Consider the following 24,071-nt stretch of genomic DNA (forward strand, 5'->3'; position numbering starts at 1 on the left):
AGCCGTGAGGTGAAAAATCGACGGGTCCTGCCCCCCCCGATCGCCTCGACTCAGCGGTGATAGTCGGGGGCGAAGCGTCAAGTAGGAGTGGAGTTCGGTCCACGGGCCGAGTCCAGACGTGATAGCCGGGGACGAACGCTGAAATACTCCGCTCGCGCTCAATTCGACGATGTGGACCCGACGGACCCTCCTCGCGGGTGCTGGGCTCTCGCTGTGCTCACTCACCGTGGCGGGGAAGCTGAGCGACGGACGGACCGACGTCGGCGAGCGGTACTTCGCCGACCTCCGAATCGAGGAACGACTACACGAGGTCGACGGCGACGACGAGTCCGAGCGGCTCGTCCGGGTGCGGTTCGTCCCGAGGCGACCGCTCGTCGCCGTCCGGCTCGAACACCGCGTGACGGACGCGACCGACCCGACCTTCGCGGGCGAGTTCGACCACGACGGCGACGGCTGGTACGTCGTCGCCCGTCGCATCCGGATGGGGTACGAGGAGCGCGGACGGACACAGTTCCTCGCGACCCCCCGGAGTCGCGACACGCCCGCCGGAGACCACTGGATTGCGGAGAGCCAGGGGTTCCAGCCGGGACGGACCGGACGCACGGACGTCCGCGGGTTCGCCGTCGGCGACGTCCTCCGTGTCGTCGCGGTGCCGACCGGCTCGGACCCCATCGTGGTGGCCGACCACGTCGTCGGCTCGCGCGAGCAGTCCGACGAGTCGGCGTGAGTGGGGCGACAGTCGGACAGTATTTGACCGCTGGCCCACTACGCGGGGCTGTGACTGCCGTCGACACGGACGCCGTCCGGCGACGCCTCCTCACCGACCACTCCGACGTCGTCCGGACGGTCCGCGACTGCGCGGAGACAGCGGCGGCGACAGCGACGGAGGACGACCGAACCGACACGAGCGCGGTCCGCCGGGGACTCGAGGCGAGACTGCGTGCACGGGGCGTCTGGGAGCGACTCCCGAACGTCCTCGCGAACTGTGTCGAGGCGGCCGGGAAGGCGCTCAGGGCACAGCCAGTCGCCGCCGCGCCGTACGTCGCGGCGACGGCGACGGGAGTCGTCCTACGGGCCACGCTGGCGGGCGGTCGACTCGTCGTCGTTCTCGAGGTGCTGACCGTCGAGCGCGGTGAGCGGGGTGCTGTCCTGCACCCCCGAGACGCCCCGGACGGGGACCTGGTCCGGGTCGAGTGGCGCTGACCCCGGCAGGGTCAGTATGTCGTCGTGACCGACGGCCCGGTGACTGAGCCCCCCGTGAGCGCCTTCGCCGCCGCCCAGTGGCTCACGACGTGACCGACGCGACGAGCGAACGACTCACATCTGGTAGCGGCGCTCGTCGTCCCGCTGGGGGTACTGGTCGGCGCCGGTCATCTCGTCGTAGGTCATCCCCGCGAGGTACTCGTCGTACGTGACGTCGTAGCCCTGTCGGAGGTGGAAGTCCAGGTCGCCCGTGTCGACGGTCGACCGGAAGAGGGCGTGGATACCCCGCCGGACCAGTTCGTCGACGTCGGCGTCGAAGACGGCCGCGAGCATCGCCAGTTCGTTCTTCGTCTCGCGGTCGAGACCGACGGCGTGTTCGTCGTTCAGTCCGCCGTAGACGCTCTTGACGTCCGCGTCGAGGTCGTCGAGTGACATGCGAGGAGAGAGGCCGGGAGCAGGGATACGACTTTTCGTTCGGCGTGGTCAACAGCACGTATGGGGTACACCCACACCGGGGATGCCGACGAGGCGTTGGGAGCGTCGCTCCGCGCCGACGAGGAGCCGTTCCCCACGCGCACCGACCTCAGCTTCCCCCGGCGCGACCACCTGCGCGACGAGATCAGTGTGCTCGAACGACTCTTCTTCCCCCGCTGCTGGAATGCGGGGTCGCTCGTCGAGGACGGCGACGCACTCGCCGAGACGGTCGAGCGGTTCGGTCGGCTCTGCTACCGGGGAATCGCACCGTACGTCGAGGCGGACCCGACCCCCCTCGTCGACGAGTTGCTCGACCGGCTCCCCGACATCCGCGAGACGCTCAAGCGGGACGTCGACGCCGCCTACCGGGGCGACCCCGCCGCGAAGAGCTACGTCGAGGTCATCCGGTCGTACCCGAGCGTCCAGGCGCTCGTCGTCCACCGGGTCGCCCACGCGCTGTACGACGTCGGCGCACCGGAGTACGCCCGGGAACTCGCGGAGTACGCGAAGACCGAGACTGGCATCGACGTCCACCCCGGCGCGACCATCGGGGACTACTGCTTCATCGACCACGGCACCGGCGTCGTCATCGGTGAGACGGCCACCGTCGGCGAGTGGGCCCGTATCTACCAGAACGTCACGCTGGGCGCGCTCCACTTCGAGGAGGAGGAGGACGAGGAACACACGCTGAAGAAGGGGTACAAACGACACCCGGACATCGGCGCGCACGTCGTCATCGGGGCCGGGTCGAACGTGCTCGGACCCGTCACGGTGGGCGACCACGTGAGCATCGGGGCGAACTCGTGGATAACGGAGGACGTCCCGGACCACACGAGTGTGTTCGTCGCCGAACACCCACGACAGGAACGGAAGCAGAACGACTGAACGACCACAAGATGCTTGCCAGTCCGCCGACCTGTCGTGGGCATGGTTAGGGGTTCACGCCGAGACCTGCTCACGTCGGGTGTCGCCACCGGCGTGGTCGTGCTCGCGGGCTGCGCCGGCAGCCTCGACGGGTCCTCGTCGCCGACACCAGCAGCGGGGTCAGGGTCGGGGCCATCGACGACCGACGGCTGTACCGCGACGGACCCGCCGGTGCCCACCTCGGCGGCGACAGCCCCACGGGCGTATCCCGAGCGACCGACGACGTTCGCGGGCGACACCGTCCGGTCGTTCGTGCAGGCGTACGAGAAAGCGTATCAGTACAACGCGGCACTCGCCGAGGACCCCCAGAAGGTCGGCCGGCTCAACGAACTCGAGGTCGCCGTGTCGGAGACGACGGTCGAGTCGGCCGACGACCCCTTCACTGTGTCGGTGTCGGGCAACCGCTACTACCGCATCTCGACGCCGGGTGCGTCCGACACGCCCACGCCGACCGTGACGCCGCTCCCGAGGGGACGGAGGCCGTTCGACGTCTCGTACGTGGTCACGCCGACGTTTCTGCGCCGGGAGGACGTCGTCGTCGAGTGCTGGTGACTCGGCGTCCGGCGGGACGCGAACCACCACTCATTTACCCGGGAGTTCCGTTCCTCCGTCGATGAGCGACGACGCGGGCGCGGGCGTAGACTCGCCCGATGCGGATGCGGATACGCACCCGCTCGACGGGGTGGACCTCGACGCCGTCCGGACGGCGCTCGTCGAGTGGTACGAGGCCGACCACCGCGACTTCCCCTGGCGGCGGACCACCGACCCGTACGCGATTCTGGTCTCTGAGGTCATGAGCCAGCAGACCCAGTTGGGGAGAGTCGTCGAGGCGTGGGAGGACTTCCTCGACGAGTGGCCGACGGTCGCGGCTCTCGCCGCGGCTGACCGCGCCGCAGTCGTACGCTTCTGGTCGGACCACTCGCTCGGCTACAACAACCGCGCGAGGTACCTCCACGAGGCCGCCCGACAGGTCACCGAGGAGCTCGACGGCGAGTTCCCCGACACCCCGGACGAACTGGAGGAGCTGATGGGCGTCGGGCCGTACACGGCGAACGCCGTCGCCTCCTTCGCGTTCGACAACGGCGACGCCGTGGTCGACACCAACGTCAAGCGCGTCCTCTACCGCGCCTTCGACCTTCCCGACGACGACGACGCGTTCGAGCGGGTGGCTCAGCGACTCATGCCGCCCGGCGAGTCGCGCGTGTGGAACAACGCGGTCATGGAACTGGGTGGTGTCGCCTGCGGGAAGACGCCGCGCTGTGACGAGTCGGGGTGCCCGTGGCGGGCGTGGTGTCACGCCTACGAGACGGGCGACTTCACCGCGCCGGACGTGCCGACCCAGCCGAGCTTCGAAGGCTCGCGCCGACAGATGCGAGGCCGGGTCGTCCGCGTGCTCGGCGGCCGCGACGGCCTCTCGCTGGACGAACTCGGTCCGAAGGTCCGCGTCGACTACACGCCGGACGGCACGTACGGACGCGAGTGGCTCCGCGGCCTGCTCTCGGACTTAGAGGCCGATGGACTGGTGGAACTCGACGACGACTCCGGGGAGACAGTCGCCCGACTCCGTCGGTGAACAGGTGGGGTCGTCCGTCCCGCGCCGGCCGGGTCACGGGACCCCGACGACTGGTCGACGGAAGGGACCGTGGGGTCTTTCCCCCTCACCCGCATCCATCGGGTATGACGCACGTACTCGCCATCTGCGGGAGTCTGCGCGACGAGAGCGCGACCCGGGTCGCGCTCTCGGTGGCCCTCGAGGAGGCAGCGTCGACGGGCGCGTCGACCGACCTCCTCGACCTCCGGCCACTCGACCTGCCGCCGTTGGACGCCGACCGTGACGCCGACGAACAGGGCGACGGAGGGCGACTGCTCGCGGCGGTCGACGACGCCGACGCACTCCTCCTCGGCACGCCGGTGTACCACGGGTCGTACTCCGGCGTGCTGAAGAACGCGCTCGACTACTGCGGCTTCGACGAGTTCGAGGGGAAGACCGTCGGCCTCCTGGGGGTCGCCGGCGGGTCGTTCCCCGTCACCGCGCTCGACCACCTCCGATCGGTCTGTCGCGCACTCAACTGCTGGGTGCTCCCGCACCAGGCAGCGCTCCCACGGGCGTACTCCCACGTGGTCCACGCGGACGGCGGCGGGAGAATCACCGACGAGGGATTCGACGAACGGGTCCGGGTCCTCGGCCGGCGCGTGGTCGAGTACGCGAGCATCGAACCCGACCCGACGACGTTCGAGGCGGGCGAGAACGTCGGGGCGAGGGACTGAGATGAACGCACAGGTCGTCCTCGCGCTGGTGACGGGCGTCGTCGCCGGGGCGGTGTTCGCCGCGCTCGAAGTCCCCATCCCCGCCCCGCCGAACGTCGCCGGCGTGATGGGCATCGTCGGTATCTACCTCGGCTTCAAGGGTGTCGAGGCGCTCGGGTACAGCGTCGACCTGCTCGCGGTGTTCCGCGGGCTGTTCTGAGCGGGCGAGACGGAACCGTTTTCACCCTCGCTTCGTCCCTCTCGAAGCATGCACGCCATCACCAAGAGCGGGTGGGTCGAGGTGGTCACCGGCTCGATGTTCTCCGGCAAGACCGAGGAGCTGCTCCGCCGGTTGCGGCGGGCGGAGATTGCGGGCCAGCACGTCGCCGTCTTCAGTCCCGCCGTCGACGACCGCTACGGGAAGACCACCGTCGGCTCGCACGACGGACGGACGTGGGAGGCGACGGTGGTCGGCACCGACGGCGAGGGCGAACGTGAGGGCGAGCACGCGGACCACACCGAAGACGGTGAGACGGACGGCGCCTGGGCCATCTACGACCACCTCGAGGCACGGGGCACAGACGTCGACGTCGTCGCCGTCGACGAGGGGAACTTCTTCGGGCCCGAACTGGTCGACGTCGCGGAGTCGCTGGCCGACGACGGTTACCGCGTCGTCGTCTGTGGGCTCGACACGACGTTCAGAGGCGAGCCGTTCGAGCCGATGCCGCGCCTGATGGCCGTCGCGGAGTACGTCGAGAAGCTCCAGGCCATCTGCTCGGTCTGTGGCGAACCCGGCACGCGGACCCAGCGACTCGTCGACGGCGAGCCAGCACACGTCGACGACCCGACGGTGCTCGTCGGCGCCGAGGAGTCGTACGAGGCCCGATGTCGGAACTGTCATACACTCCGGCGTTCCTAGCCTCGTACGTGACTACGTGGGTCGAGACGCCCGGTGAGGGTCGGGAACGGGGGCCGCTCGGTATCGGCCGCGCGTGGGTGGACGTCCTCGTCCGCCCACGGGCGTTCTTCCGGGCCGGAGTGGTTCCGGGCGACCAGGCGCCGGGGCTGGTGTTTGCCGTCGTCGTCGCCTTCTCGTTCGTGGCTACGCGCTTCCTGCTGGTTCCGGGGACGATTCCGGCCATCCAGGGTGGGCCGGTGCTCTCGGCGACGCTCGCGCTCCTGGCGGTCTGTCTGCTCGTCGCGCCGGCGACGCTGCACCTCACCGCGGCCGTCCAGACGCTCCTCCTCATGGCGCTCGTGAAGGACCGGGCGGGCGTGAGCGAGACGGTCCAGACCATCGCCTACGCCACCGCACCCTGCGCGCTCGCCGGGGTCCCCGTCCCGGGGCTCCGGACCCTGTGTGCGGCGTACGGGGCGTTCCTCCTCGTCGTCGGCCTCGCGGAGGTCCACGACACCACGCTGACGCGGGCGTCGCTCGCGGCCGCCGTCCCGGCGTCGCTCGTGTTCGGCTACGCCTTCGGCGGGTTCGGCGCCGTCGTCTCCCTGGCGCAGGCGTGGGCGCTGATCTGAGAGGCGAGCGTTGATACGCTCGCGTCCGCGACTGTAACCATGCTCACGCTCGACCTGGCGGACTTCATGGTAGAACTCAACGAGGGGACGGTCAAGCACGTCGGCACCAAGACGAAGGGGGCGACGGTCAAACTGTACCACGTGACGGAGACGGAGGCACGCGCGTTCGGCGACCGGGTCAAACTGGTCTTCGACGACGGGGAGGGGAATCACGTCGAGGTGGCGCTCGACCCAGAGCAGGTGTCGTCGCTCCTCGCGGACGCCGAGGGACTCGACGACGACCCGTGACGCGTCGGGCGCGCCCCCCACGGGCGACAGGCCGGCGCCCCGGACGAGCGTCGTCGCCAGTGACGACGTGGGGGGCGTCGTGACCGCTGGGTGGTCGTCCACACCGGGCCGCGGGTGAGTCGTGGCTGTCGACGGCAGAGACGTATCGACAATCGTTTTAGGCGGCGGACGTTTTCTTCGTGCAACGGACCTGGCCCGCCGTGTATCGGCGGGTCCTTTCCCATCTAAGTGACACACCATGGATTGGATCACCCACGAAGAAGACGTCTGGTTCGATTTCAGAGGAGAGCATCCCAATCAGCTGACTGAGGGTCGTTTCTACCGCGGCACCGTCGACGGGTTCGCCGAGTTCGGGGTCTTCGTCGACCTCTCGCCGAGCGTCACGGGCCTCCTCCACCGGAGCGAACTCGACCGCCGCCTCGAGAGCCTCGACTGGGAACGCGGCGACGCCGTGTTCGTCCAGGTGAAGAACATCCGCGACAACGGCAACGTCGACCTCGGCTGGTCCATCCGCCAGTCCGAGGGCGAGTTCCGCGGCGCCCGCATCGACGACCCCGACGGCGACCCCGACGGCGAACCGCTCGATGTCGAGTCGGACGACACCGCGAAACCGGTGAAGACGCGGCCGAAACCGGACCAGGAGCGCTCGTCGGCGCCGGACGACGACGCGGACGTGACCGCCGCGGACGGCGACGCGGCGAACGGCCGCGTCACCGAGGCGGAGGAGGACGCGACCGACGAAACGACCGACGAGACAGCCGAACCGGTCGACCTGGAGTCGTTCCCGCGCGTCGCCGTGAGCGACCTCGACGACCGCGTCGGCGACGAGGTGAGCGTCGAGGGGTTCGTCGTCGACGTCTACCAGACGTCGGGCCCGACGGTGTTCGAAGTCCGCGACGAGACGGGGACCGTCGAGTGTGCCGCGTTCGTCGAGGCCGGCGTCCGCGCGTACCCCGAGGTCGAGAGCGAGGACGCCGTCCGCCTCGCCGGCGAGGTCGAACTCCGCCGGGGCGAACTCCAGATCGAGACCGAGGCGCTCGACGTGCTCGAGGGTGAGGAGGCCGCGGCGGTACAGGGCCGACTCGACGACGCAATGACCTCCCGTGCCCGCCCCGAGTCGGTCGAACCGCTCGCCGAGCACGCCTCGGTCGAGGCGCTCGTCGACGAAATCGCGGACGCCGCCGAGGCGATTCGCCGTGCAGTGTTCGACGGCCGCCCCGTCGTCGTCCGTCACGCCGCGACGGCCGACGGCTACGTCGCCGGCGCGGCCATCGAGCGGGCGGTCCTCCCGCTCGTCCGCGAGGAGTACGCCACCTCGGACGCGGAGTATCACTACTTCACCCGCCGTCCGCTCGACGACCCGATGTACGGGATGGACGCCGCGACGAACGACGTGACGCGGATGCTCCAGGGCCGCGACCGGCACGACGAGAAACTCCCGCTCGTCCTCCTCGTCGGCACCGGTTCGACGGCCGAATCCACGGACGGTCTCGGTCTCCTCGGCGTCTACGGCGCCCGGCGAGTGGTGCTCGACGCGGCCACCGCCGACGAGGAAGTGGCCGACGTGAGCGAGGTGCTCGTCGACAGCGAGGCCGACGACCTCTCGACCGGCGTGCTCGCCGCGAACGTCGCGGCCGCCGTCAACCCCCAGGTCCGCGACGACGTCAAGCACCTCCCGGCCGTCAGCTACTGGGAGCAGACGCCCGCGGCGTACCTCCAGGCGGCCGAGGAGGCCGGCTACGACGCCGACCGCGTCCGCGAGATGCGTGAGGCCGTCGCGCTCGAGGCGTACTACCAGTCCTACCAGGACAAGCGCGAACTCATCACCGACCTCCTGTTCGAGGACGGCGGCGGACTGGCCGGGCACGTCTCCGAGCAGTTCCGCATCAAACTCGACGCCGAGGTGGAGACGGCGGAGGCGAACCTGGAGACGCGCGAGGCCGAGGGGGTCCACTTCGCGGTGCTGGACACCGACTCGTACACTCACCGCTTCGACTTCCCGCCGACGACGCTGCTGCTCGACGAACTCCACCGGCGCAACCGCGTCGACGACGCTCCGTTCGTGACTGTCGGCGTCGGGACGGACGAACTCCACATCCGGAGCACGGCGCCCGTCGACGTCCGCTCTGTCGCGGCCGCGGCGCGCGAAGCGGTCCCCGGTGCCGGCGTCACCGCCTTCGGTATCCGCGACGGCCGCATCGAGTTCCTCTCGGGGATGCGTGAGGACGTCCTCAACGCCGTCGTCGCCGCCGTCGCCGACCAGATTTAGTCCCCCCTCACCCTGTTCTCTCGCCGTCCCACTCAGTCGTCGGCCGTGAGCGGCGTCGAGTTCTCCCGGAACGTCTCGTAGACGCGCTCGGCCCACGCCCGGGCGATGGCCGTGTCCGTGTCGACGAACACCCGCATCGCCCCGGTCTCCTCGTCGTAGCCGCCGATGCCGACGCTGTCGTCGAAGAGCGCGAGGCCGTACGGGAGTGCGTCGCGCGTCCGGAGTTGCAGGTGGTCCCCGTCGAGTGCCCGTCCGAACCCGTCGTCGGTCGTCCGCAGCGTCTCTACCACGTCCGGAGGGGAGACGAGTTCCACCTCGCAGTCGGCGAAGAGGGTCCCGTAGCGGTCGGCGAACCCCGGCGGGACCATGTGCGTGGTGTTGAAGCCGCGGAACCGGTCACAGCCCTGGAGGAGCGTGAGGAACCGCGTCACCGGTGCGTACGGGTCGGCCGGCGTCGCCACGGTCACCGTCGCGTTCTCGAAGGGTTCGACGACGAAGTCGCGGTGGTCCTCGCAGATGACGTCGAGCAGCGGCGAGAGGCGGTCGGCAGTCCGTATCTTCCGCTCGAACTGGACGACCGCCTCGGCGGCGATCTCGCCCTCGCCAGTGAGCGAGTAGACGCTGTCCGTCCGGTCGGCGTACCCCCGCTCTTCGAGCCAGCGGGTGAACCGGTGACTCGTCGCCCGCGAGACGCCCAGTCGGTCCTCTATGTCGCGGCGGTCCAGCGGCCGACCGTACAGCGCCTGGAACAGGTCGCGGTGGCGGAGTACGTCGACCAGGTCGTCGGTGGCGAGACACTCCTCCGGCGGCGTGTCGCCGAGGCCGCGGTGCTGAATCTCCAGCGCGTGCTGCAGGAGTTCGTCGAGTATCTCCGGGTCTGCGTCTGTCATCTCCTCTCTCCCCCGTCGAATGACGTACGTTGACACGCGACACACATAACTGTGTCTCGCCCCGTGAGACGGTGTTCGTCGGGCGAGCGCCGTTCCACGCCTCGATGTTCGTCGCGGACCGTTCCACGGATTTCGATACACGATATACGTCTCAGAAATTAACTATAGCCGGCTGCCGCTCGATGCTGGGGTCATGGCAACCGAACGGCCATCCATCGACCGCACCGCCGTCGAGGCGTTCCAGGAGCAGGTCTTCGAGGCCGCGCTGGGGACGTTCACTACGTACGCGCTCTACCTCGGGTCGCGGCTAGGGTACTACGACGCGCTCGCCGACGCGGGGCCGTCGACGTCGGACGAACTCGCGGCCGCGACGGGGACGGACGAACGATACGCGCGCGAGTGGCTCGAACAGCAGACCGTCGTGGGCGTGCTGACCTGTGAGAACCCCGCGGCAGACCTCGATGCGCGCCGGTTCTCGCTCCCGACGGCACACACGACGGTACTCACGGATCCCGACAACCCCGACTACCTCGCGTCGCTCCCGCGGACTGTCGTCGGGGCGCTGTCACCCATCGACGGCGTCGCGGACGTCTACCGGACCGGCGAGGGCATCCCGTACGAGGCGTTCGGCGAGGATATGCACGAGGGGCAGGCGGCACTGAACCGCCCGCTGTTCGCCACCGAACTCGGGGCCGAGTGGCTCCCCTCGCTGACCGACGTCGACGAGCGGTTGCGCGCGGGCGGCCGGGTCGCCGACGTGGGGTGTGGCCACGGCTGGTCGAGCATCGCTATCGCTCGCGCGTACCCCGAGGCGACCGTCCACGGCATCGACGCCGACGCGGCCTCCGTCGAGCGTGCCCGCGAGAACGCCGCTGCCTCCGACGCCGGGGACCGACTCTCCTTCACGCACGCCGACGCCGCCGACGTGGCGGGGTCGTACGACCTCGTGACGGCGTTCGAGTGCGTCCACGACATGTCCGACCCGGTCGCCGTGCTGTCGACGATGCGCTCGCTGGCCCTCCCGGACGGAACCGTCCTCGTGATGGACGAGCGTGTCGGCGAGTCGTTCGCGCCCGACGCCGGGCCCGTCGAGGAGTTCATGTACGGCTGGAGCGTCTTCCACTGCCTCCCGGTGGGCATGGTCGACGACGGAGTCGGCACGGGCACGGTGATGCGCGAGGAGACGCTCCGCGCGTACGCGACGGACGCCGGCTTCTCGGGGGTCGAAGTCCTCCCCATCGAGAACGAGTTCTTCCGGTTCTACCGGCTCACGCTCTGAGAGCGGGCGAGGGGTACCGGTCGCCCGTCGTGACCGCCCCCTCGCCTCTGGGCTGGACCGTGACCGCGGAGGCGTGTCGCTGTCGAGTCGACTCTCCGACTGCGCGTCACTCCCGTTGAGCGGCTTCCTCGTACGCGACGGAGAGCGCACCGCACACGGTGGCGAGCGCGGCCGCCACCCGGGCCTGCCGGCGTGACCCGTCGCCGCGAGCGACGAGCGCGACGACGGTGAACGCACCCGCGAGGGCACCGCAGAGGTACGAGCGGACGCGCTTCGGATGCAGTGTCATCGTGCGAGTCGAGCGGCGCGGCGGACACAACTCTTGCGGCCCGACGGCCGGTCGGCGCACTGGTCGGCACCGTCGCTCGACTCGGGAGGGGGTCGGGTCGTGGGTCGCGCTACCGATGAGAGTGGCGGGAGGCGTCCGAGCAGGTGTCGCGTCCGGACGCGTCTCCGCGGCGTCTCCCGGTCACACCCCCGGCTGCCGCGTCAGGACTCGAACGGCCGCTCGTCGCGGTGGTTGTCGACGTTCTCCTGGTCGGCGGCTTCCTCCTCGCGGCGCTCGTCCTCCTCGTCGGGTTCCTCCTCGGGGTCGTGTGGCGCGTCCACCTCGTCGGACTCCTCGGGGGCAGAGGCGCCCGCGTCACCGCCGCCCTCGACGTCGACGCCGTGGCCCTCGCTGTCGACGACGTCCGGGTCCCTGTCGGTGACGTCCGCTTCCGTCTCCGTCTCGTCGGTCTGGGTGTCTCCGTCTGACATTTTCTCGTCGTTGTCGAGGCGCCCCGATACCTCTGTTGCTTGCAACGAGAACGGCGGACGCGCCCTCCCCGCGGTGCTCGTGGACTGGCGGCCTCAGCGGAACTTCCGAATCAGGCGGAGCGCCACCGAGACGACGGTTCCCAGCCCGGTGAACCGCTTCGAGAGCGCGGCCGCGAGCAGGAGGAGGAGGCCGCTCTTGTTCTGTCCCCGTTTGAACGCCAGGAGGGCATCCACCAGCGTCGAGACGATGCCGAACGTGTTGGCCGAACCTCTGTTGAACTGAGTCATCTGTCTGCTTCGAGCGAAGTGCGTCGGACCCAAAAGCTCCGTCCTTGCGAGCGTCGGGAACCGAGAACGGGGCCCCCACGTCGTGCCAGTGTCGCACGGCGGCGGCGATGCGACCGAACGACACGCTTATTCGCCTCAGTCCACCACTCCGAGACGATGACTGGCACCGCGGAGGGGACAGTCGAGGAACCCGAACCCGAGGAGACCGAGGCGTTCGCGCGGACCTGTGAGACGCTCGTCGAGCGCATCCTCGACGGCGAGGTGGACGCCGACTCGCTCGAGGGGGCGAAGCTCCAGGCCTGTTCGGAACACTCCTCGCCGAAGGTGCCGAAGAACACCGACATCCTCCAGTACGCGCCCGAAGAGCGCCGGGAGGACGTCAAGGAGGTGGTCCGTCGCAAGCCCGTCCGGACGGCGTCGGGCGTCTCGCCCGTGGCCATCATGACCTCCCCTCACATGTGCCCGCACGGGAAGTGTCTGTACTGCCCCGGCGGGCCAGCCTCGGAGTTCGACTCGTCGCAGTCGTACACCGGCCACGAACCCGCCGCGGCACGGGGCGAACAGAACGACTACGACCCCTACGGGCAGGTGACGCTCCGTCTCGAACAGCTCAGGCACATCGGCCACCCCGTCGACAAGGCCGAACTCATCCTGATGGGCGGGACGATGACGGCGCGGAGTCACGACTACCAGGAGTGGTTCGTCAAGCGCGCCTTGCAGGCGATGAACGAGTACGACCTCGATTCGGAGCCGGACCCGGCGGAGGGGCGGTCGTTCGCCGAGTCGCCGGACGAGTACGAGTTCCGTTACGTCGAAGACGTCATCGCCGAGAACGAGACGGCCGACGTCCGCTGTATCGGGATGACGTTCGAGACGAAGCCAGACTGGTGTGACCCCGAGCAGATCGACCGGATGCTCGGGCTGGGGGGGACGAAGGTGGAGGTGGGCGTGCAGACGACGTACGAGCGCATCAACCGCGAGATGCACCGCGGGCACGGCACGCAAGCCTCCGTCGACGCCAACCGCCGCCTGCGCGACGCGGGGTTCAAGGTGGGCTTCCACATGATGCCCGGCCAGCCGGGGATGACCCGCGAGATGTGCGTCGAGGACTTCCGCCAACTGGCAGAGAACCCGAAGTGGCGGCCCGACTACCTGAAAATCTACCCGACCCTGGTGGTGCGGGGGACGCGGGTGTACGACCAGTGGCGGCGCGAGGAGTTCGACCCCCTGACGAACGAGGAGGCGGCCGACGTCGTCGCGGAGGCGATGGGACTCGTCCCCGAGTACACCCGGCTCCAGCGCGTCCAGCGCGACATCCCGGCCGACTTCATCGACGCCGGCGTCTGGAAGTCGAACCTCCGCCAGTTGGCCGAACAGCGCGCCGCGGAGAAGGGAATCACGCCGCGGGACATCCGCGCCCGCGAGGTGGGAATGAACGACTCGGACCCCGACCCCGAGCGGGTCGAACTGCTGACCAACACGTACGAGGCCGCCGGCGGCCGCGAACAGTTCGTCTCGTTCGAGGACCCCGAGGCGGACCTCCTCGTCGGCTTCTGCCGCCTCCGCTACCCCTCGCACTCGCCGTTCGGCGACCGGCCCGACGCCGACCCGGTCCGGACAGAACTGCGAGACGCCGCCATCGTGCGCGAACTCCACGTCTACGGGAACGAGGTCGGCCTCGGCGGCGAGGGCGACTGGCAACACCGCGGCTACGGCAAGCGTCTCGTCCGGGAGGCGGAACGCCGCGCGAGCGCGGACGGCTTCTCGAAACTCGCGGTCATCTCGGGCATCGGCGTCCGACAGTACTACCGCGAGAAGCTCGGCTATCGACAGGACGGCCCCTACGTGTCGAAGCGGCTGTAGCGGGGGTGTCGGTCGCGGTGTCGCGCGAGCGGTGTGAGCGAACCGAACACATCCACGGGTCGGGGGGGTACACCGTACTCGCGTCGTTTCCTGCCGTATCGTCGTCGATGGCACCGACGACCGACCCGTCGGTCACCGTGACCGCACATCCTCTCCAGCGTGGCTCTCACGTCCCGAGAACGTCGCGGAGCGGGTCTGGCCTCGCGTCACCGTTCGACGTCGACCGTCACGAGGTCGCTCCCGTCGAACCGGCCCCGGCAGACTTCGTCGTCGAGGGGAAACTCGACCGTCACGCGCCACGGGTCGGCCGACTCGACTGCGGTGTACTCGCCGGAGAGACACTGCGGGCGCTCCCAGTAGTAGCCGTCGTTCGGGTCGACGCAGTGGTCGCGGTGGAACCGCCGAACCCGGTTGTCGTAGACGGCGAGGCCGCCGAACGAGACGACGACCACGCCCTCGCAGACGGCACACTCGAAGACGACTGCCGCCGGTTCGTCGACGGCGGGGGGGACCCGGTCGGTCACGCGGCCGTCCGTCGGTCCCCAGCAGTCCGGACAGACGCCGTCGCGCGCACCCGCCACCCGGTGGTACGAGAAGCGGGCGAAGGCGTCGACGACCTGTTCCGGCGTCCGCTCGCGCGCGCCGCTGGCGGGGAAGCCCACGTCGAGCACCTCGTGGTCGCACGCCGGGCACTGAAACAGGAGCCGCTCGTCACGGTACGACACGCGGAGGGACGTCTCGCACCGATGACAGCGGCTCTCGTGTTCGAACGCGTCGAAACTGACGTCGGCGGTGAACCGGCCGGCGGCGACGGCGCGGACGACCTGTCGACCGGCCGCCGTGAGTCGATACCCGTCCGCGCCCTTCTCGGCGAAGTGCGGCCGGAGTCGCGAGAGGTGGTAGTTGAACTGGCCGCTGTCGTCGACGCCGACACGTGCCCGGAGGTCCGAAAACGAGACGGAGCGCTCCTGCGCGGCGTCGAGTTCCCGCAGGACGTCCAGTCGAGTCGCGTCCGCGAGCCGTCCGAACGCCTCCGGAGGTGCCAACCCCTCGCTCGTCATGCCAGACGGTACGGGAAGCGGCGAAAAGAAGCTACCCCGGACGCCGTCGTGGCCGTCCCCGCCCGACGTTCGGGTGAAGAACTCTTCAGTCCGCTCGGTTACAGAAACCTCCTTCAGAAATCACTTATGCCGGTCGCCGACCCACACGCGAGTGGGTCACCTGCCCACCAGTCGTGCAGTACCAGCCACCGAACCACGCCCACGAGACTTCGCACGTCCCTCCCGCCCTGTCAGCCTCGCTGACGCCCCTCGCCCTCCTCACACTCGTCCTCGCCGTCGGCTGGTTCGGGGCGACTGCGGGTCTCCTGTTCGCCGCCGTCGTCGGTGGCTGGGTGGTGGTCCGGGTGCGCCGTCGCTCACCCGACGTCGCCACCGGCGACCCGACTGGCGGCCCGACCCGCTCGTAGCCTATCCCGTTCCGTTCGCCGTCGGAGATACGCCGTTAGCCACCGGGCAGACGACCGACCAGGGTCAGACACGTCGGACCATCTCGACGTGTGGGATGCCCGCCTCCTCGAACTCCTCGCCCACCCGCCGGTAGCCACGTGCCGCGTAGAAGCCGGCGACGGGCGTCTGTGCGTGGAGGACGAGCGTCTCGAACCCCGCTCGCTCTGCGGCCGCCTCGACGGCGTCCATCAACCGCCCACCGAGGCCCTCGCCGCGGTACGTCGGGAGGACGGCGACGCGTTCGACCTTCGCTCGTCGAGGTTCGTCCTCCCCACCGCCGTCGTACGGGCGAAGTCGGGCGGCACCCACCGCCTCGTCGCCGTCGTACGCGACGAAGTGCGTCGCCGCGTCGAGTTCGTCGAAGGCGTCGAGTTCCAGGTCGGGCGGGACGCCCTGCTCGTCGACGAAGACGCGCTCGCGGACGGCGAGGGCGTCGGCCAGTTCCGACGCCGACTCCACGCGGACGACTCGTGGCGTGCGCTCGGCCATACCGGTCCGTCGGTCCAGGACTATTTCAGCGCCACGACAGCCGTCGCCCCCGACGTACGGTCGACTCGGTCGCTCCCGCCGACGCCACCACCTCGGCCGACGCGCCCACACCGACACCCCTTTTCGGCGCCCGCTGATACCGAGAGTGCATGGACCCGAAGCAGGAGCTTTCGAGCGTCGACCTCGCAGCCCTCGTCACCGAACTCAACCGATACGAGGGCGCGAAGGTCGACAAGGCCTACCTGTACGGCGAGGACCTCCTGCGCCTCCGCATGCGCGACTTCGACCGCGGCCGCGTCGAACTCCTCGTCGAGGTGGGCGACGTGAAGCGGGCGCACGTCGCCGCACCCGAACACGTGCCTGACGCTCCCGGTCGGCCCCCGAACTTCGCGATGATGCTCCGGAACCGTATCGCCAACGCGGACTTCGTGGGGGTCGAACAGTTCGAGTTCGACCGCATCCTCGTCTTCGAGTTCGAACGCGGCGACGAGCGGACGAAGGTCGTCGCCGAACTGTTCGGACAGGGGAACATCGCGGTCCTCGACGGGACGGACGAGGTGGTCCGCAGCCTCGAGACCGTCCGGCTGAAGTCGCGCACCGTCGCCCCCGGCGCGCAGTACGAGTTCCCCTCCTCGCGGCTGAACCCTCTGACCGTCGGGTTCGACACGTTCCGCCGGCAGATGGACGACTCCGACACCGACGTCGTGCGGACGCTCGCGACCCAGTTGAACCTCGGCGGCCTCTACGCCGAGGAACTCTGTACCCGTGCCGGCGTCGAGAAGACGCTCGCTATCGACGAGGCCGGCGAGGCGGAGTACCGTGCCGTCCACGACGCCATCGCCGACCTCGCCTCACAGCTCAGGTCGGGCGACTTCGACCCCCGGGTCTACCTCGAAGACGACCGGGTGGTGGACGCGACGCCGTTCCCCCTCCGCGAACGGGAGCGTCAGGAGTTGAACGAGGAGGCGCACGACACGTTCAACGAGGCGCTCGACGCGTACTTCTACCGGGTGCAGTTCGAGACCGAAGAGGAGACCGAGAGCGGCGACGACCGGCCGGACTTCGAGGAGGAAATCGCCAAGCAGAAACGCATCATCGAACAGCAGGAAGGCGCCATCGAGGGCTTCGAGGAGCAGGCGGACGCAGAGCGCGAGAAGGCCGAGACGCTCTACGCGAGGTACGACCTCGTCGACGAGGTACTCTCGACGGTGCGAGCGGCCCGCGAACAGGGGGTGCCGTGGAACGACATCGAGGAGAAACTCGGTGCGGGGGCCGACCAGGGCATCCCGGCGGCCGAAGCGGTCGTCGGTGTCGACGCCGCCGAGGGGACGGTGACGCTCGACCTCGACGGGACGCGCGTGACCGTCGACGTCTCGATGGGCGTCGAGAAGAACGCCGACCGCCTCTACACCGAGGCCAAGCGCATCGAGGAGAAGAAGGAGGGCGCGCTGGCTGCCATCGAGGACACCCGCGAGGAACTGGCGGCGGTGAAGAAACGACGCGACGCCTGGGAGGCCGACGACGACGACGGCGAGGAAGACGACGACGAGGACGTCGACTGGCTCTCCCGACAGTCCATCCCCATCCGTCAGCCCGAACACTGGTACGAGCGGTTCAGGTGGTTCGAGACGAGCGACGGCTTCCTCGTCATCGGGGGGCGGAACGCCGACCAGAACGAGGACCTCGTGAAGAAGTACCTCTCGAAACACGACCGGTTCCTCCACGCACAGGCACACGGCGGCCCGGTGACGGTGCTGAAGGCCTCTCGTCCCTCGGAGCCGTCGAACCCGGTCGACTTCCCCGAGTCGACGCTGCGGGAGGCCGCACAGTTCGCCGTCGCGTACTCGTCGGTGTGGAAGGACGGTCGCCACGCGGGCGACGCGTACATGGTGACGCCGGACCAGGTGTCGAAGACCCCGGAGAGCGGCGAGTATCTGGAGAAGGGTGGGTTCGTCATCCGCGGTGACCGCACCTACTTCCGCGACTGTGAGGCGCGACTCGCCGTCGGCATCCGCTGTGAGGGCGAGACGCGCGTCGTCGGCGGGCCGCCGTCGGCCATCGAGCCACAGGCGGTGACGACCATCACTCTCGAACCCGGCCGCTACGCCCAGAACGACGCCGCGAAGATGTGCTATCGCGAGTTCAAAGAACGCTTCGCGGACCAGTCGTTCCTCCGCAAGGTCGCCAGCCCGGACCGGATACAGGAGTTCTTACCCCCGGGTGGCAGCGAACTCCGAGACGTGTGAACACGACTCGCGCTCGGACGCTCACAGGTCGGCGCTGGCTCCGCTTTTATGACCGCCATAACCCCCGGGACAGTCGGCGGAAGGGGGGCCATACATAATACCCCGGGTGGCGTCTCCCACTCCGAGCAACTGCAGGCTACAGCGGCGGGTTCGCCCGTGGCGGCAGGCTCGGTGACAAATCATGATCGAAGAATCACTCAGATATCTACGGAGCAGCGAAGAGTGGGTCAAGACCGTCCTCGTCGGCGGCCTCCTGACGCTCCTCGGCGTCTTCCTCGTCCCCCTGTTCGTCGTGGTCGGCTACTACGTCCGCGTCCTCCGGGGGACGATGCACGGCGAGAGCGAACCGCCGGTGTTCGACGACTGGGGCGAGATGCTCGTGGAGGGGCTGAAAGGCTTCGCCATCTACCTCGTCTACGGTCTCGTCCCCGGCATCATCGGTGCGGTCATCGCGTTCGTCGGCATCGGCGGCGCCGTCGCCGGTGACTCCGGTGCCGCGGGCATCGTCGGTGGCCTCGTCGCCCTCGTCGGCTTCCTCGTCGCCCTCGTCCTCGGTCTCGCGGCGGCGTACGTCGTACCCGCGGCGCTGGCGAACTTCGTCGAACAGGACGACCTCATGGCTGGCTTCGCCTTCGGCGAGATTCGCGCGGTCATCACGACCAAGGCGTACGCGATGGGCTGGCTAACGGCGTTCGCGCTGCTCCTGGGCGCGGGTATCCTCACCTCCGTCCTGAGCATCGTCCCCATCATCGGGACGATCATCGGCGTCTTCGTGACGTTCTACGCCGCCGTCGCGGCGTTCTACGTTATCGGCCACACCTGGGCGGACGTCCACCCCGTCGACATCCACGAGGAGGACGAGATGCCCGGCCAGCAGCCTGCAATCTGAACCCCGCGACGAACGTCGTCGCGGTTTGATCCGATACGATTCCGGTCTCCCATCTCCCGTTTTCACGCCGGCGAGCGACGCGTCTCCGCACACACAAGAACTAACTCCGCGCCCGGCCACCGGGCGACTGATGCTCTCCGATGCGCTGTCGTTTCCCCGCAGAGGCGACGACTGGCTGTCGACGCTCCTCGTCGGTGGGATTCTGACCTTCCTCGCGTTCCTCGTCCTCCCCGTGTTCGTCCTCCAGGGATACCTCGTCAGGGTGCTCGACGCGGCCGCCCGTCGCGAGCGTACGCCGCCGTCGTTCACGCAGTGGGGGGCGCTCTTCGTCGACGGGCTGAAGGTGTTCGTCGTGAACCTCGTCTACGGCCTCTTCGTGCTCGTCCCGCTCGCGCTCCTCCTCGGGGGCCTCCTCGTCATCGTCCCCGGGGAGCCGATGTCGATGGAGGGGACCGGAGCGACACCACCCCCGCCACCGACTGGGTCGGGCGGCGTCCTCGTCGTCGTCCTGTTGTTCGCCCTCGTCGTCGTCGTCGGCCTCCTGCTGGCGTACCTCCTCCCGGCGGCGCTGGCGAACTTCGCCATCGAGGGCTCCCTCGGGTCGGCGTTCGCCCTCCGGACCATCGCGTCGGGAGCCTTCACCAGTGACTACGCCGTCGCGTGGGTGCTCGCAGTCGTCGTCGGCATCGTGGGCGGGCTCGTCGGCGCCGCGCTCTCGGCCGTGGTCGTCGGGGTGTTCGTCCTCTTCTACGTGCAGGTGGTCTTCTACTACCTCGTCGGTCGGGGGTTCGCCGCCGGTCTGTCGAAGAAGCGGTGGGCCGAGCCGTGAACCCGACTGCCGACACCGGGTAGCGGTCGGTCCGGGTGGTGGTCGACCCTCTCTCGCCTCGCGGTCGGTCCGGGGCCACACACGGTGGCGGTCCGGGATGGGCGAATGACAAGACACGTAATCCCCGCCCGCCGAGAACGGATATGCGAATCGTGAGCCGGGGCCGCGGCGAGGAGGGGCGCGAACGGATGACGCTCGTCCCCGAGAACGTCGACGACCTCTGGCACCTCTCGTACGTGCTCGAACCGGGTGACCTCGTCTCGGGTGACACCACCCGGCGCATCCAGCGGAACGACGAACAGATGCGTGACACGGGCGGCGAGCGCGAACACCTCCACGTCACGCTGTCGGTGGAGGACGTCGAGTTCGCGCGCTTCGCCAACCGCCTCCGGGTCGGGGGCGAAATCGTCGGCTGCTCCCGCGAGGACCAACTCGGCCACCACCACACGCTGAACGTCGAGGAGCGCTCGGAGATCACCGTCGAGAAACGGTTCAAGCCGGACCAGACCGAACGGCTCGAAGAGGCCGAACAGGCCACCGAGAATCCCGACGTCGCCATCGTCACCGTCGAGGAAGGGGAAGCGTACATCCACACCGTCGCCCAGTACGGCACCGAGGAGTACGCCTCGTTCACCCGGCCGACGGGCAAGGGCGACTACGCCCGCCCCCGAACCGAACTGTTCGACGAGGTGGGGAAGGCGCTGTCACACCTCGACGTCGACGCGGTCATCCTCGCGGGGCCCGGGTTCACGAAGAACGACGCTCGCGACTACGTCGCCGAGGAGTACCCCGACGCGGCCGAGAAGATAGTCACCACGGTCGACACGTCCGGCGTCGGTGACCGGGGCGTCCACGAGGTGCTCAAACGCGGCGCCGTCGACGACGTCCAGGAGGAGACGCGCATCGCCGAGGAGTCGCGGCTCATCGACGACCTGATGGACGGCATCGCCGAGGGGGCCAAGGTCGCCTACGGAATCGAAGAGACGGCCGAGGCGGCCGAGTTCGGCGCGGTCGAACACCTGCTCGTCCTCGACTCCCGACTCAGAGACGAGCGCCAGGGCGAGGGCGACTGGGACGTCGACGTCAACGACGTCATCGAGACGGTCGAACAGAAGGGCGGCGAGGTGACGGTGTTCTCCGCCGAGTTCGCCCCCGGGCAACAGCTGAAGAACCTCGGCGGCATCGCGGCGCTGCTGCGGTACCGACTGGGGTGAGGCGGGTCGGAGCCACCTCGGGAGCCACTGTCAGGCCGCCGGTTTCGTGGTGAAGCAGGGCCAGACGCCCCAAAGACCGACTGGTACCACGACCCGCGTCACGACGACGAACGGGGCTCGCACCGGCCGCCGACGCTCCGGTACCCGTCGACCCGTCGTCCGCCGACTCTCGGCCGCCGCACGCCCCGTGACGGACCCCGGAGTGACCGACGCGCGTGCTCCGAGCGCCGGGTCCAACTGCAAGCAAGTCGCCCAATCCGGGCCCGAGAGTACGACGAAGCAGTGCGCCAAGTCAATCTCCGCGTATACCAGGACAGACAGGAGGCCGTCAGGGCCGTCCTCGAGGAGCACGACTTGGACTACGTCGCGCTACACGACGAGGGCGACGAGGACGAGGATCCCGGGACGCTGTTCCTGTTTCCGCTGCCCAGCCAGGCCGTGACGGACGTGTTCCACGACCTCACTGACGCCGGCGTCTCGGAGGACGCGTACACGGTCCTCGCGAACGCGTCCCACGCCGAGACGCCGCGATACGACGAGATTCAGGAGGAGTACTCCACCCGGGTTCGCGGGCTCTCCCGACGGGAGCTACACTCGAAGGTGCTGGAGCTGTCCTGGCCCCCGATAACCTACTACGTCGGGACGGTCCTCAGCGCACTCATCGCCACCGCGGGGCTCCTGCTCGACTCCCCCGCCCTCATCATCGGCGCGATGGTCGTCGCCCCGCAGGTGAGTTCGGCGCTGACGACGACGGCCGGCGTCTACCACGCCGACTGGGAGATGTTCGTCCGCTCCGCCAAGCGTCAGTTCACGGGGCTCACCGGCGCCGTCGTCGGTGCCACCGTGTTCGCGTGGCTGGCGCAGTCGACGGGGCTGATACCAACCACGATGGCCGTCGGCTCCCTCGAACCGATGGGAGTTCGACTCGCGCCGACGGCACTCTCGTCGCTTGCCGCTCTCGGAGCGGGTGCAGTCGGGGCGTTCGGTTACACGACGGACCAGTCGATGTCGCTCGTGGGCGTCATGATCGCCGCCGCCATCGTGCCCGCGGCGGCAGCGGGCGGCATCGCCATCGCCTGGGGGAGTTGGCTCGTCGCGGCCGGCGCCCTCCTGTTGCTCACGGCCAACGTCCTCGCCGTCAACGTCGGTGCCATCGCCACGCTGTTCCTCATGGGATACCGCCCGGTGTGGTTCGACCGGACCGACCTGCGGGCCAGCCTCCCGTCGGAACTCCGCGCGTCGGTCGCCGTCGTCGCGCTGCTGTTCGTGGTGTCCGCCGTCGTCACCGGCGCCCTCGTCGGGACGCACATCGGCTACCAGCGTGGCACGAACGAGGCCGTCGACGAGACGCTCGCCGAACCGGCCTTCGACGACCTGCGACTGAAAGCGGTCCGGTCGCAGTACGGGGGGTGGGCGGGAACGTCGCCGAACGTCTCTGTGAGCGTGATTCGGACCACGGACGAGCGCTACCCGTCGCTGTCGGGGACCCTCCAGCGACGGATCGAACGGCGGACGGACAGGGAGGTTCAGGTCACGGTGAAGTACGCCGGAACGCGGCAGGAGAGCGCCACCGCCGGGGCGGCGGACGGCGAGTACCTCCCCGACCGCGGGTCCGCTCTCGGCATCGACGCCAGCCGACAACGACGGGCGTCCCCGGGTTCGCCGAGTTCGCCTCTGGTCAGCGGCTGAGGGACCTCGACGGCATCGCGGCGCTGCAGTGGTGGTTCGGGCGAGGCGGTTCACAGCCTCCGGTCACCGGGACGAACGCGTGCCGCCCCGGTGGGTCTCGGGTATCCGTGGGCCACCACGAGGTTTATTCTCCGGTGGACTGACACACCGACATGGTGTTCTCGACGGAGCCAGCGTGGAGTGATATCGACGAGGCGTTCACCCAGGAGTTCCAGAACGCGGTGGTCTACGCCGACTTCCAGCAGGAGACGGTGATCCACGAAGGGGCGCTGCGACTGCTCGCGAACGGCTGGGTCGAACTGCCGTCGGGACGTCTCCTCTCTCCCGACGCAGTCCACCACGTCGACACGCACCCCGAACGGGAGTCGTAGGTGGTCCCTCGGGGCGGGCGTCGCCCCCGCCCGGTACGGCCTCCTCGGCCCGCTTTCGGGCCGGAGCGACGTAACTGGCAGTAACCGTTTACTCGCTCCACGCCCCAGTACTACTGTGGCTGAGGGCTCGAACCGGACGCTGATACGGCGGATCGACCGCTTCCTCGACTACACGTTCTTCGCGGCGATGGAGGTGAACGTGCTGGTCATCCCGGTGCTGTGGCTCCTCTTGGTCGCAGCACACCCTGCAGAGGTCTCGCTCTCCGCGATGACGACCCTCGCGGCCGCCTCCGTCGTCGTCGGCACCCTCCGCGGCGGATACGTCGACGTGGGCTGGTGGCCGAGACCCGGTCACCTCGGCACGCTTCCGGTGCGGGCGGCGTACTACGGCGTCGTCGTCGGCGTCGCGACCTACGTCGGCGTCCAGGCCCAGCTCGCAACCGGGTCGCCGTGGCCCGGCGTCGGAATTCCCGTCGTCGTCTCCGTACTCGTGCTACTGCCGTTCCCGTGGTTCCTCTCTCGGTTCGAACGACTGGCGAAGACACAGCCGGCGTGGGTGTGAGCCCGAGCGCCCGGGGTCAGAACGCCTGACTCGCCGGGGAGAAGTCGATGGTGGTCCCGAGCCCCCGGTCGCGTGCGCGCTCGTACAGCAGGAAGGCGGCGGCGACAGTCTCGATGGCCGTCCCGCCCGAGTCTAACACCGTTATCTCCTCCGCCGTGGTGCGCCCCTCGGCGGCGCCCGCGACGACTTCGCCCAGTTCGGCGTGGATGTGTGACTCGTCGACGACGCCCTCCTCCATCGCGAGGAGGAACGACCCGGCG

General features: G+C 69.2%; 28 protein-coding genes and 1 pseudogene. 21 read left to right on the forward strand and 8 right to left on the reverse strand.

What is annotated here, in order from left to right:
- Nucleotides 1-169 precede the first annotated feature (169 nt).
- Complete coding sequence (locus ACESK5_RS13090) at nucleotides 170-727, forward strand: hypothetical protein (RefSeq protein WP_372912026.1); 558 nt, start codon at nucleotides 170-172, stop codon at nucleotides 725-727.
- A gap of 50 nt (nucleotides 728-777) precedes the next feature.
- Nucleotides 778-1,203 carry a hypothetical protein gene (locus ACESK5_RS13095; protein ID WP_372912027.1) on the forward strand — a complete coding sequence of 142 codons (426 nt, stop codon included), beginning with the start codon at nucleotides 778-780 and terminating at the stop codon, nucleotides 1,201-1,203.
- 114 nt (nucleotides 1,204-1,317) lie between these two features.
- Here the strand turns inward: ACESK5_RS13095 and ACESK5_RS13100 are convergent, their stop codons facing one another.
- Nucleotides 1,318-1,638 (reverse strand): hypothetical protein, encoded by a 321-nt coding sequence (locus ACESK5_RS13100; protein ID WP_372912028.1) that lies wholly within the window; start codon nucleotides 1,636-1,638, stop codon nucleotides 1,318-1,320.
- Between the two features lie 60 nt (nucleotides 1,639-1,698).
- Between ACESK5_RS13100 and epsC the strand changes: the two genes are divergently transcribed.
- The 9 genes from epsC (at nucleotide 1,699) to ACESK5_RS13145 (ending at nucleotide 8,935) form a co-directional block, all read left to right on the forward strand.
- Nucleotides 1,699-2,562, forward strand: coding sequence for a serine O-acetyltransferase EpsC (epsC, locus tag ACESK5_RS13105; RefSeq protein ID WP_372912029.1), 864 nt, complete (start codon nucleotides 1,699-1,701; stop codon nucleotides 2,560-2,562).
- A 42-nt stretch (nucleotides 2,563-2,604) separates the two neighbouring features.
- Nucleotides 2,605-3,153 carry a hypothetical protein gene (locus ACESK5_RS13110; RefSeq protein ID WP_372912030.1) on the forward strand — a complete coding sequence of 183 codons (549 nt, stop codon included), beginning with the start codon at nucleotides 2,605-2,607 and terminating at the stop codon, nucleotides 3,151-3,153.
- Nucleotides 3,154-3,214: 61 nt separating this feature from the next.
- Entirely contained in the window at nucleotides 3,215-4,174 is a 960-nt protein-coding gene (locus ACESK5_RS13115; RefSeq protein ID WP_372912031.1) for an A/G-specific adenine glycosylase, read from the forward strand.
- A gap of 104 nt (nucleotides 4,175-4,278) precedes the next feature.
- Complete coding sequence (locus ACESK5_RS13120; protein ID WP_372912032.1) at nucleotides 4,279-4,869, forward strand: NADPH-dependent FMN reductase; 591 nt, start codon at nucleotides 4,279-4,281, stop codon at nucleotides 4,867-4,869.
- Between the two features lies 1 nt (nucleotide 4,870).
- Nucleotides 4,871-5,068 (forward strand): XapX domain-containing protein, encoded by a 198-nt coding sequence (locus ACESK5_RS13125; protein WP_372912033.1) that lies wholly within the window; start codon nucleotides 4,871-4,873, stop codon nucleotides 5,066-5,068.
- A 48-nt stretch (nucleotides 5,069-5,116) separates the two neighbouring features.
- The gene (locus tag ACESK5_RS13130) at nucleotides 5,117-5,767 is read left to right on the forward strand and encodes a thymidine kinase (protein ID WP_372912034.1); all 651 of its coding nucleotides are present in this window, start codon (nucleotides 5,117-5,119) and stop codon (nucleotides 5,765-5,767) included.
- Nucleotides 5,768-5,775: 8 nt separating this feature from the next.
- On the forward strand, nucleotides 5,776-6,378 hold the full coding sequence (locus ACESK5_RS13135; RefSeq protein WP_372912035.1) for a YIP1 family protein: 603 nt from the start codon (nucleotides 5,776-5,778) through the stop codon (nucleotides 6,376-6,378).
- A 39-nt stretch (nucleotides 6,379-6,417) separates the two neighbouring features.
- The gene (locus tag ACESK5_RS13140) at nucleotides 6,418-6,666 is read left to right on the forward strand and encodes a hypothetical protein (RefSeq protein ID WP_372912036.1); all 249 of its coding nucleotides are present in this window, start codon (nucleotides 6,418-6,420) and stop codon (nucleotides 6,664-6,666) included.
- Nucleotides 6,667-6,904: 238 nt separating this feature from the next.
- Nucleotides 6,905-8,935 (forward strand): DHH family phosphoesterase, encoded by a 2,031-nt coding sequence (locus ACESK5_RS13145; RefSeq protein WP_372912037.1) that lies wholly within the window; start codon nucleotides 6,905-6,907, stop codon nucleotides 8,933-8,935.
- Nucleotides 8,936-8,967: 32 nt separating this feature from the next.
- Here ACESK5_RS13145 and ACESK5_RS13150 read toward each other — a convergent pair whose 3' ends face one another.
- The gene (locus tag ACESK5_RS13150) at nucleotides 8,968-9,825 is read right to left on the reverse strand and encodes a helix-turn-helix transcriptional regulator (protein WP_372912038.1); all 858 of its coding nucleotides are present in this window, start codon (nucleotides 9,823-9,825) and stop codon (nucleotides 8,968-8,970) included.
- Nucleotides 9,826-10,018: 193 nt separating this feature from the next.
- On the opposite strand from ACESK5_RS13150, the gene ACESK5_RS13155 reads away from it, so the two are divergent.
- Nucleotides 10,019-11,104 (forward strand): class I SAM-dependent methyltransferase, encoded by a 1,086-nt coding sequence (locus ACESK5_RS13155; protein ID WP_372912039.1) that lies wholly within the window; start codon nucleotides 10,019-10,021, stop codon nucleotides 11,102-11,104.
- Nucleotides 11,105-11,210: 106 nt separating this feature from the next.
- Here the strand turns inward: ACESK5_RS13155 and ACESK5_RS13160 are convergent, their stop codons facing one another.
- The 3 genes from ACESK5_RS13160 to ACESK5_RS13170 all read right to left on the reverse strand — a co-directional run bounded on the left by ACESK5_RS13160 (nucleotide 11,211) and on the right by ACESK5_RS13170 (nucleotide 12,151).
- Nucleotides 11,211-11,393 carry a hypothetical protein gene (locus ACESK5_RS13160; protein ID WP_372912040.1) on the reverse strand — a complete coding sequence of 61 codons (183 nt, stop codon included), beginning with the start codon at nucleotides 11,391-11,393 and terminating at the stop codon, nucleotides 11,211-11,213.
- Nucleotides 11,394-11,593: 200 nt separating this feature from the next.
- Entirely contained in the window at nucleotides 11,594-11,863 is a 270-nt protein-coding gene (locus ACESK5_RS13165) for a hypothetical protein (protein ID WP_372912041.1), read from the reverse strand.
- Nucleotides 11,864-11,956: 93 nt separating this feature from the next.
- On the reverse strand, nucleotides 11,957-12,151 hold the full coding sequence (locus ACESK5_RS13170) for a hypothetical protein (protein ID WP_372912042.1): 195 nt from the start codon (nucleotides 12,149-12,151) through the stop codon (nucleotides 11,957-11,959).
- 156 nt (nucleotides 12,152-12,307) lie between these two features.
- On the opposite strand from ACESK5_RS13170, the gene ACESK5_RS13175 reads away from it, so the two are divergent.
- Nucleotides 12,308-14,014, forward strand: a complete 1,707-nt coding sequence (locus tag ACESK5_RS13175; RefSeq protein WP_372912043.1) for a tRNA uridine(34) 5-carboxymethylaminomethyl modification radical SAM/GNAT enzyme Elp3 — start codon at nucleotides 12,308-12,310, stop codon at nucleotides 14,012-14,014.
- Between the two features lie 206 nt (nucleotides 14,015-14,220).
- On the opposite strand, the gene ACESK5_RS13180 is transcribed toward ACESK5_RS13175, so the two are convergent.
- On the reverse strand, nucleotides 14,221-15,075 hold the full coding sequence (locus tag ACESK5_RS13180; RefSeq protein ID WP_372912044.1) for an ArsR family transcriptional regulator: 855 nt from the start codon (nucleotides 15,073-15,075) through the stop codon (nucleotides 14,221-14,223).
- Nucleotides 15,076-15,248: 173 nt separating this feature from the next.
- On the opposite strand from ACESK5_RS13180, the gene ACESK5_RS13185 reads away from it, so the two are divergent.
- Nucleotides 15,249-15,482: a hypothetical protein gene (locus ACESK5_RS13185; RefSeq protein ID WP_372912045.1), complete on the forward strand. Its 234-nt coding sequence runs from the start codon at nucleotides 15,249-15,251 to the stop codon at nucleotides 15,480-15,482.
- A 64-nt stretch (nucleotides 15,483-15,546) separates the two neighbouring features.
- Here ACESK5_RS13185 and ACESK5_RS13190 read toward each other — a convergent pair whose 3' ends face one another.
- On the reverse strand, nucleotides 15,547-16,011 hold the full coding sequence (locus ACESK5_RS13190; RefSeq protein WP_372912046.1) for a GNAT family N-acetyltransferase: 465 nt from the start codon (nucleotides 16,009-16,011) through the stop codon (nucleotides 15,547-15,549).
- A 149-nt stretch (nucleotides 16,012-16,160) separates the two neighbouring features.
- Between ACESK5_RS13190 and rqcH the strand changes: the two genes are divergently transcribed.
- The 7 genes from rqcH to ACESK5_RS13225 all read left to right on the forward strand — a co-directional run bounded on the left by rqcH (nucleotide 16,161) and on the right by ACESK5_RS13225 (nucleotide 23,811).
- Entirely contained in the window at nucleotides 16,161-18,257 is a 2,097-nt protein-coding gene (gene rqcH, locus ACESK5_RS13195) for a ribosome rescue protein RqcH (protein ID WP_372912047.1), read from the forward strand.
- A gap of 181 nt (nucleotides 18,258-18,438) precedes the next feature.
- Complete coding sequence (locus tag ACESK5_RS13200) at nucleotides 18,439-19,146, forward strand: DUF4013 domain-containing protein (RefSeq protein ID WP_372912048.1); 708 nt, start codon at nucleotides 18,439-18,441, stop codon at nucleotides 19,144-19,146.
- A 130-nt stretch (nucleotides 19,147-19,276) separates the two neighbouring features.
- A complete protein-coding gene (locus ACESK5_RS13205) occupies nucleotides 19,277-19,975 on the forward strand; it encodes a DUF4013 domain-containing protein (protein WP_372912049.1) in 699 nt (232 codons plus the stop codon).
- Between the two features lie 143 nt (nucleotides 19,976-20,118).
- Nucleotides 20,119-21,189 (forward strand): mRNA surveillance protein pelota, encoded by a 1,071-nt coding sequence (locus tag ACESK5_RS13210; protein WP_372912050.1) that lies wholly within the window; start codon nucleotides 20,119-20,121, stop codon nucleotides 21,187-21,189.
- A gap of 282 nt (nucleotides 21,190-21,471) precedes the next feature.
- Nucleotides 21,472-22,878: a DUF389 domain-containing protein gene (locus ACESK5_RS13215; RefSeq protein WP_372912051.1), complete on the forward strand. Its 1,407-nt coding sequence runs from the start codon at nucleotides 21,472-21,474 to the stop codon at nucleotides 22,876-22,878.
- A gap of 152 nt (nucleotides 22,879-23,030) precedes the next feature.
- The gene (locus ACESK5_RS13220) at nucleotides 23,031-23,249 is read left to right on the forward strand and encodes a hypothetical protein (protein WP_372912052.1); all 219 of its coding nucleotides are present in this window, start codon (nucleotides 23,031-23,033) and stop codon (nucleotides 23,247-23,249) included.
- Between the two features lie 115 nt (nucleotides 23,250-23,364).
- Nucleotides 23,365-23,811 carry a hypothetical protein gene (locus tag ACESK5_RS13225; protein WP_372912053.1) on the forward strand — a complete coding sequence of 149 codons (447 nt, stop codon included), beginning with the start codon at nucleotides 23,365-23,367 and terminating at the stop codon, nucleotides 23,809-23,811.
- 16 nt (nucleotides 23,812-23,827) lie between these two features.
- Here ACESK5_RS13225 and ACESK5_RS13230 read toward each other — a convergent pair.
- A pseudogene (locus ACESK5_RS13230) lies at nucleotides 23,828-24,071 on the reverse strand (ornithine cyclodeaminase family protein); the annotation flags it as partial.

Source organism: Salinigranum sp. (genome assembly GCF_041641895.1).
In the GTDB taxonomy this organism is placed as follows: Archaea; Halobacteriota; Halobacteria; order Halobacteriales; family Haloferacaceae; genus Salinigranum.

Bases quoted from the DNA above. Each gene is read 5' to 3' on its own strand.
- ACESK5_RS13090 (WP_372912026.1), top strand. From the start codon at position 170: ATGTGGACCCGACGGACCCTCCTCGCGGGTGCTGGGCTCTCGCTGTGC.
- ACESK5_RS13100 (WP_372912028.1), bottom strand. From the start codon at position 1,638: ATGTCACTCGACGACCTCGACGCGGACGTCAAGAGCGTCTACGGCGGA.
- epsC (WP_372912029.1), top strand. From the start codon at position 1,699: ATGGGGTACACCCACACCGGGGATGCCGACGAGGCGTTGGGAGCGTCG.
- ACESK5_RS13110 (WP_372912030.1), top strand. From the start codon at position 2,605: ATGGTTAGGGGTTCACGCCGAGACCTGCTCACGTCGGGTGTCGCCACC.
- ACESK5_RS13115 (WP_372912031.1), top strand. From the start codon at position 3,215: ATGAGCGACGACGCGGGCGCGGGCGTAGACTCGCCCGATGCGGATGCG.
- ACESK5_RS13120 (WP_372912032.1), top strand. From the start codon at position 4,279: ATGACGCACGTACTCGCCATCTGCGGGAGTCTGCGCGACGAGAGCGCG.
- ACESK5_RS13125 (WP_372912033.1), top strand. From the start codon at position 4,871: ATGAACGCACAGGTCGTCCTCGCGCTGGTGACGGGCGTCGTCGCCGGG.
- ACESK5_RS13130 (WP_372912034.1), top strand. From the start codon at position 5,117: ATGCACGCCATCACCAAGAGCGGGTGGGTCGAGGTGGTCACCGGCTCG.
- ACESK5_RS13140 (WP_372912036.1), top strand. From the start codon at position 6,418: ATGCTCACGCTCGACCTGGCGGACTTCATGGTAGAACTCAACGAGGGG.
- ACESK5_RS13145 (WP_372912037.1), top strand. From the start codon at position 6,905: ATGGATTGGATCACCCACGAAGAAGACGTCTGGTTCGATTTCAGAGGA.
- ACESK5_RS13150 (WP_372912038.1), bottom strand. From the start codon at position 9,825: ATGACAGACGCAGACCCGGAGATACTCGACGAACTCCTGCAGCACGCG.
- ACESK5_RS13155 (WP_372912039.1), top strand. From the start codon at position 10,019: ATGGCAACCGAACGGCCATCCATCGACCGCACCGCCGTCGAGGCGTTC.
- ACESK5_RS13160 (WP_372912040.1), bottom strand. From the start codon at position 11,393: ATGACACTGCATCCGAAGCGCGTCCGCTCGTACCTCTGCGGTGCCCTC.
- ACESK5_RS13165 (WP_372912041.1), bottom strand. From the start codon at position 11,863: ATGTCAGACGGAGACACCCAGACCGACGAGACGGAGACGGAAGCGGAC.
- ACESK5_RS13170 (WP_372912042.1), bottom strand. From the start codon at position 12,151: ATGACTCAGTTCAACAGAGGTTCGGCCAACACGTTCGGCATCGTCTCG.
- ACESK5_RS13175 (WP_372912043.1), top strand. From the start codon at position 12,308: ATGACTGGCACCGCGGAGGGGACAGTCGAGGAACCCGAACCCGAGGAG.
- ACESK5_RS13180 (WP_372912044.1), bottom strand. From the start codon at position 15,075: ATGACGAGCGAGGGGTTGGCACCTCCGGAGGCGTTCGGACGGCTCGCG.
- ACESK5_RS13190 (WP_372912046.1), bottom strand. From the start codon at position 16,011: ATGGCCGAGCGCACGCCACGAGTCGTCCGCGTGGAGTCGGCGTCGGAA.
- rqcH (WP_372912047.1), top strand. From the start codon at position 16,161: ATGGACCCGAAGCAGGAGCTTTCGAGCGTCGACCTCGCAGCCCTCGTC.
- ACESK5_RS13200 (WP_372912048.1), top strand. From the start codon at position 18,439: ATGATCGAAGAATCACTCAGATATCTACGGAGCAGCGAAGAGTGGGTC.
- ACESK5_RS13205 (WP_372912049.1), top strand. From the start codon at position 19,277: ATGCTCTCCGATGCGCTGTCGTTTCCCCGCAGAGGCGACGACTGGCTG.
- ACESK5_RS13210 (WP_372912050.1), top strand. From the start codon at position 20,119: ATGCGAATCGTGAGCCGGGGCCGCGGCGAGGAGGGGCGCGAACGGATG.
- ACESK5_RS13220 (WP_372912052.1), top strand. From the start codon at position 23,031: ATGGTGTTCTCGACGGAGCCAGCGTGGAGTGATATCGACGAGGCGTTC.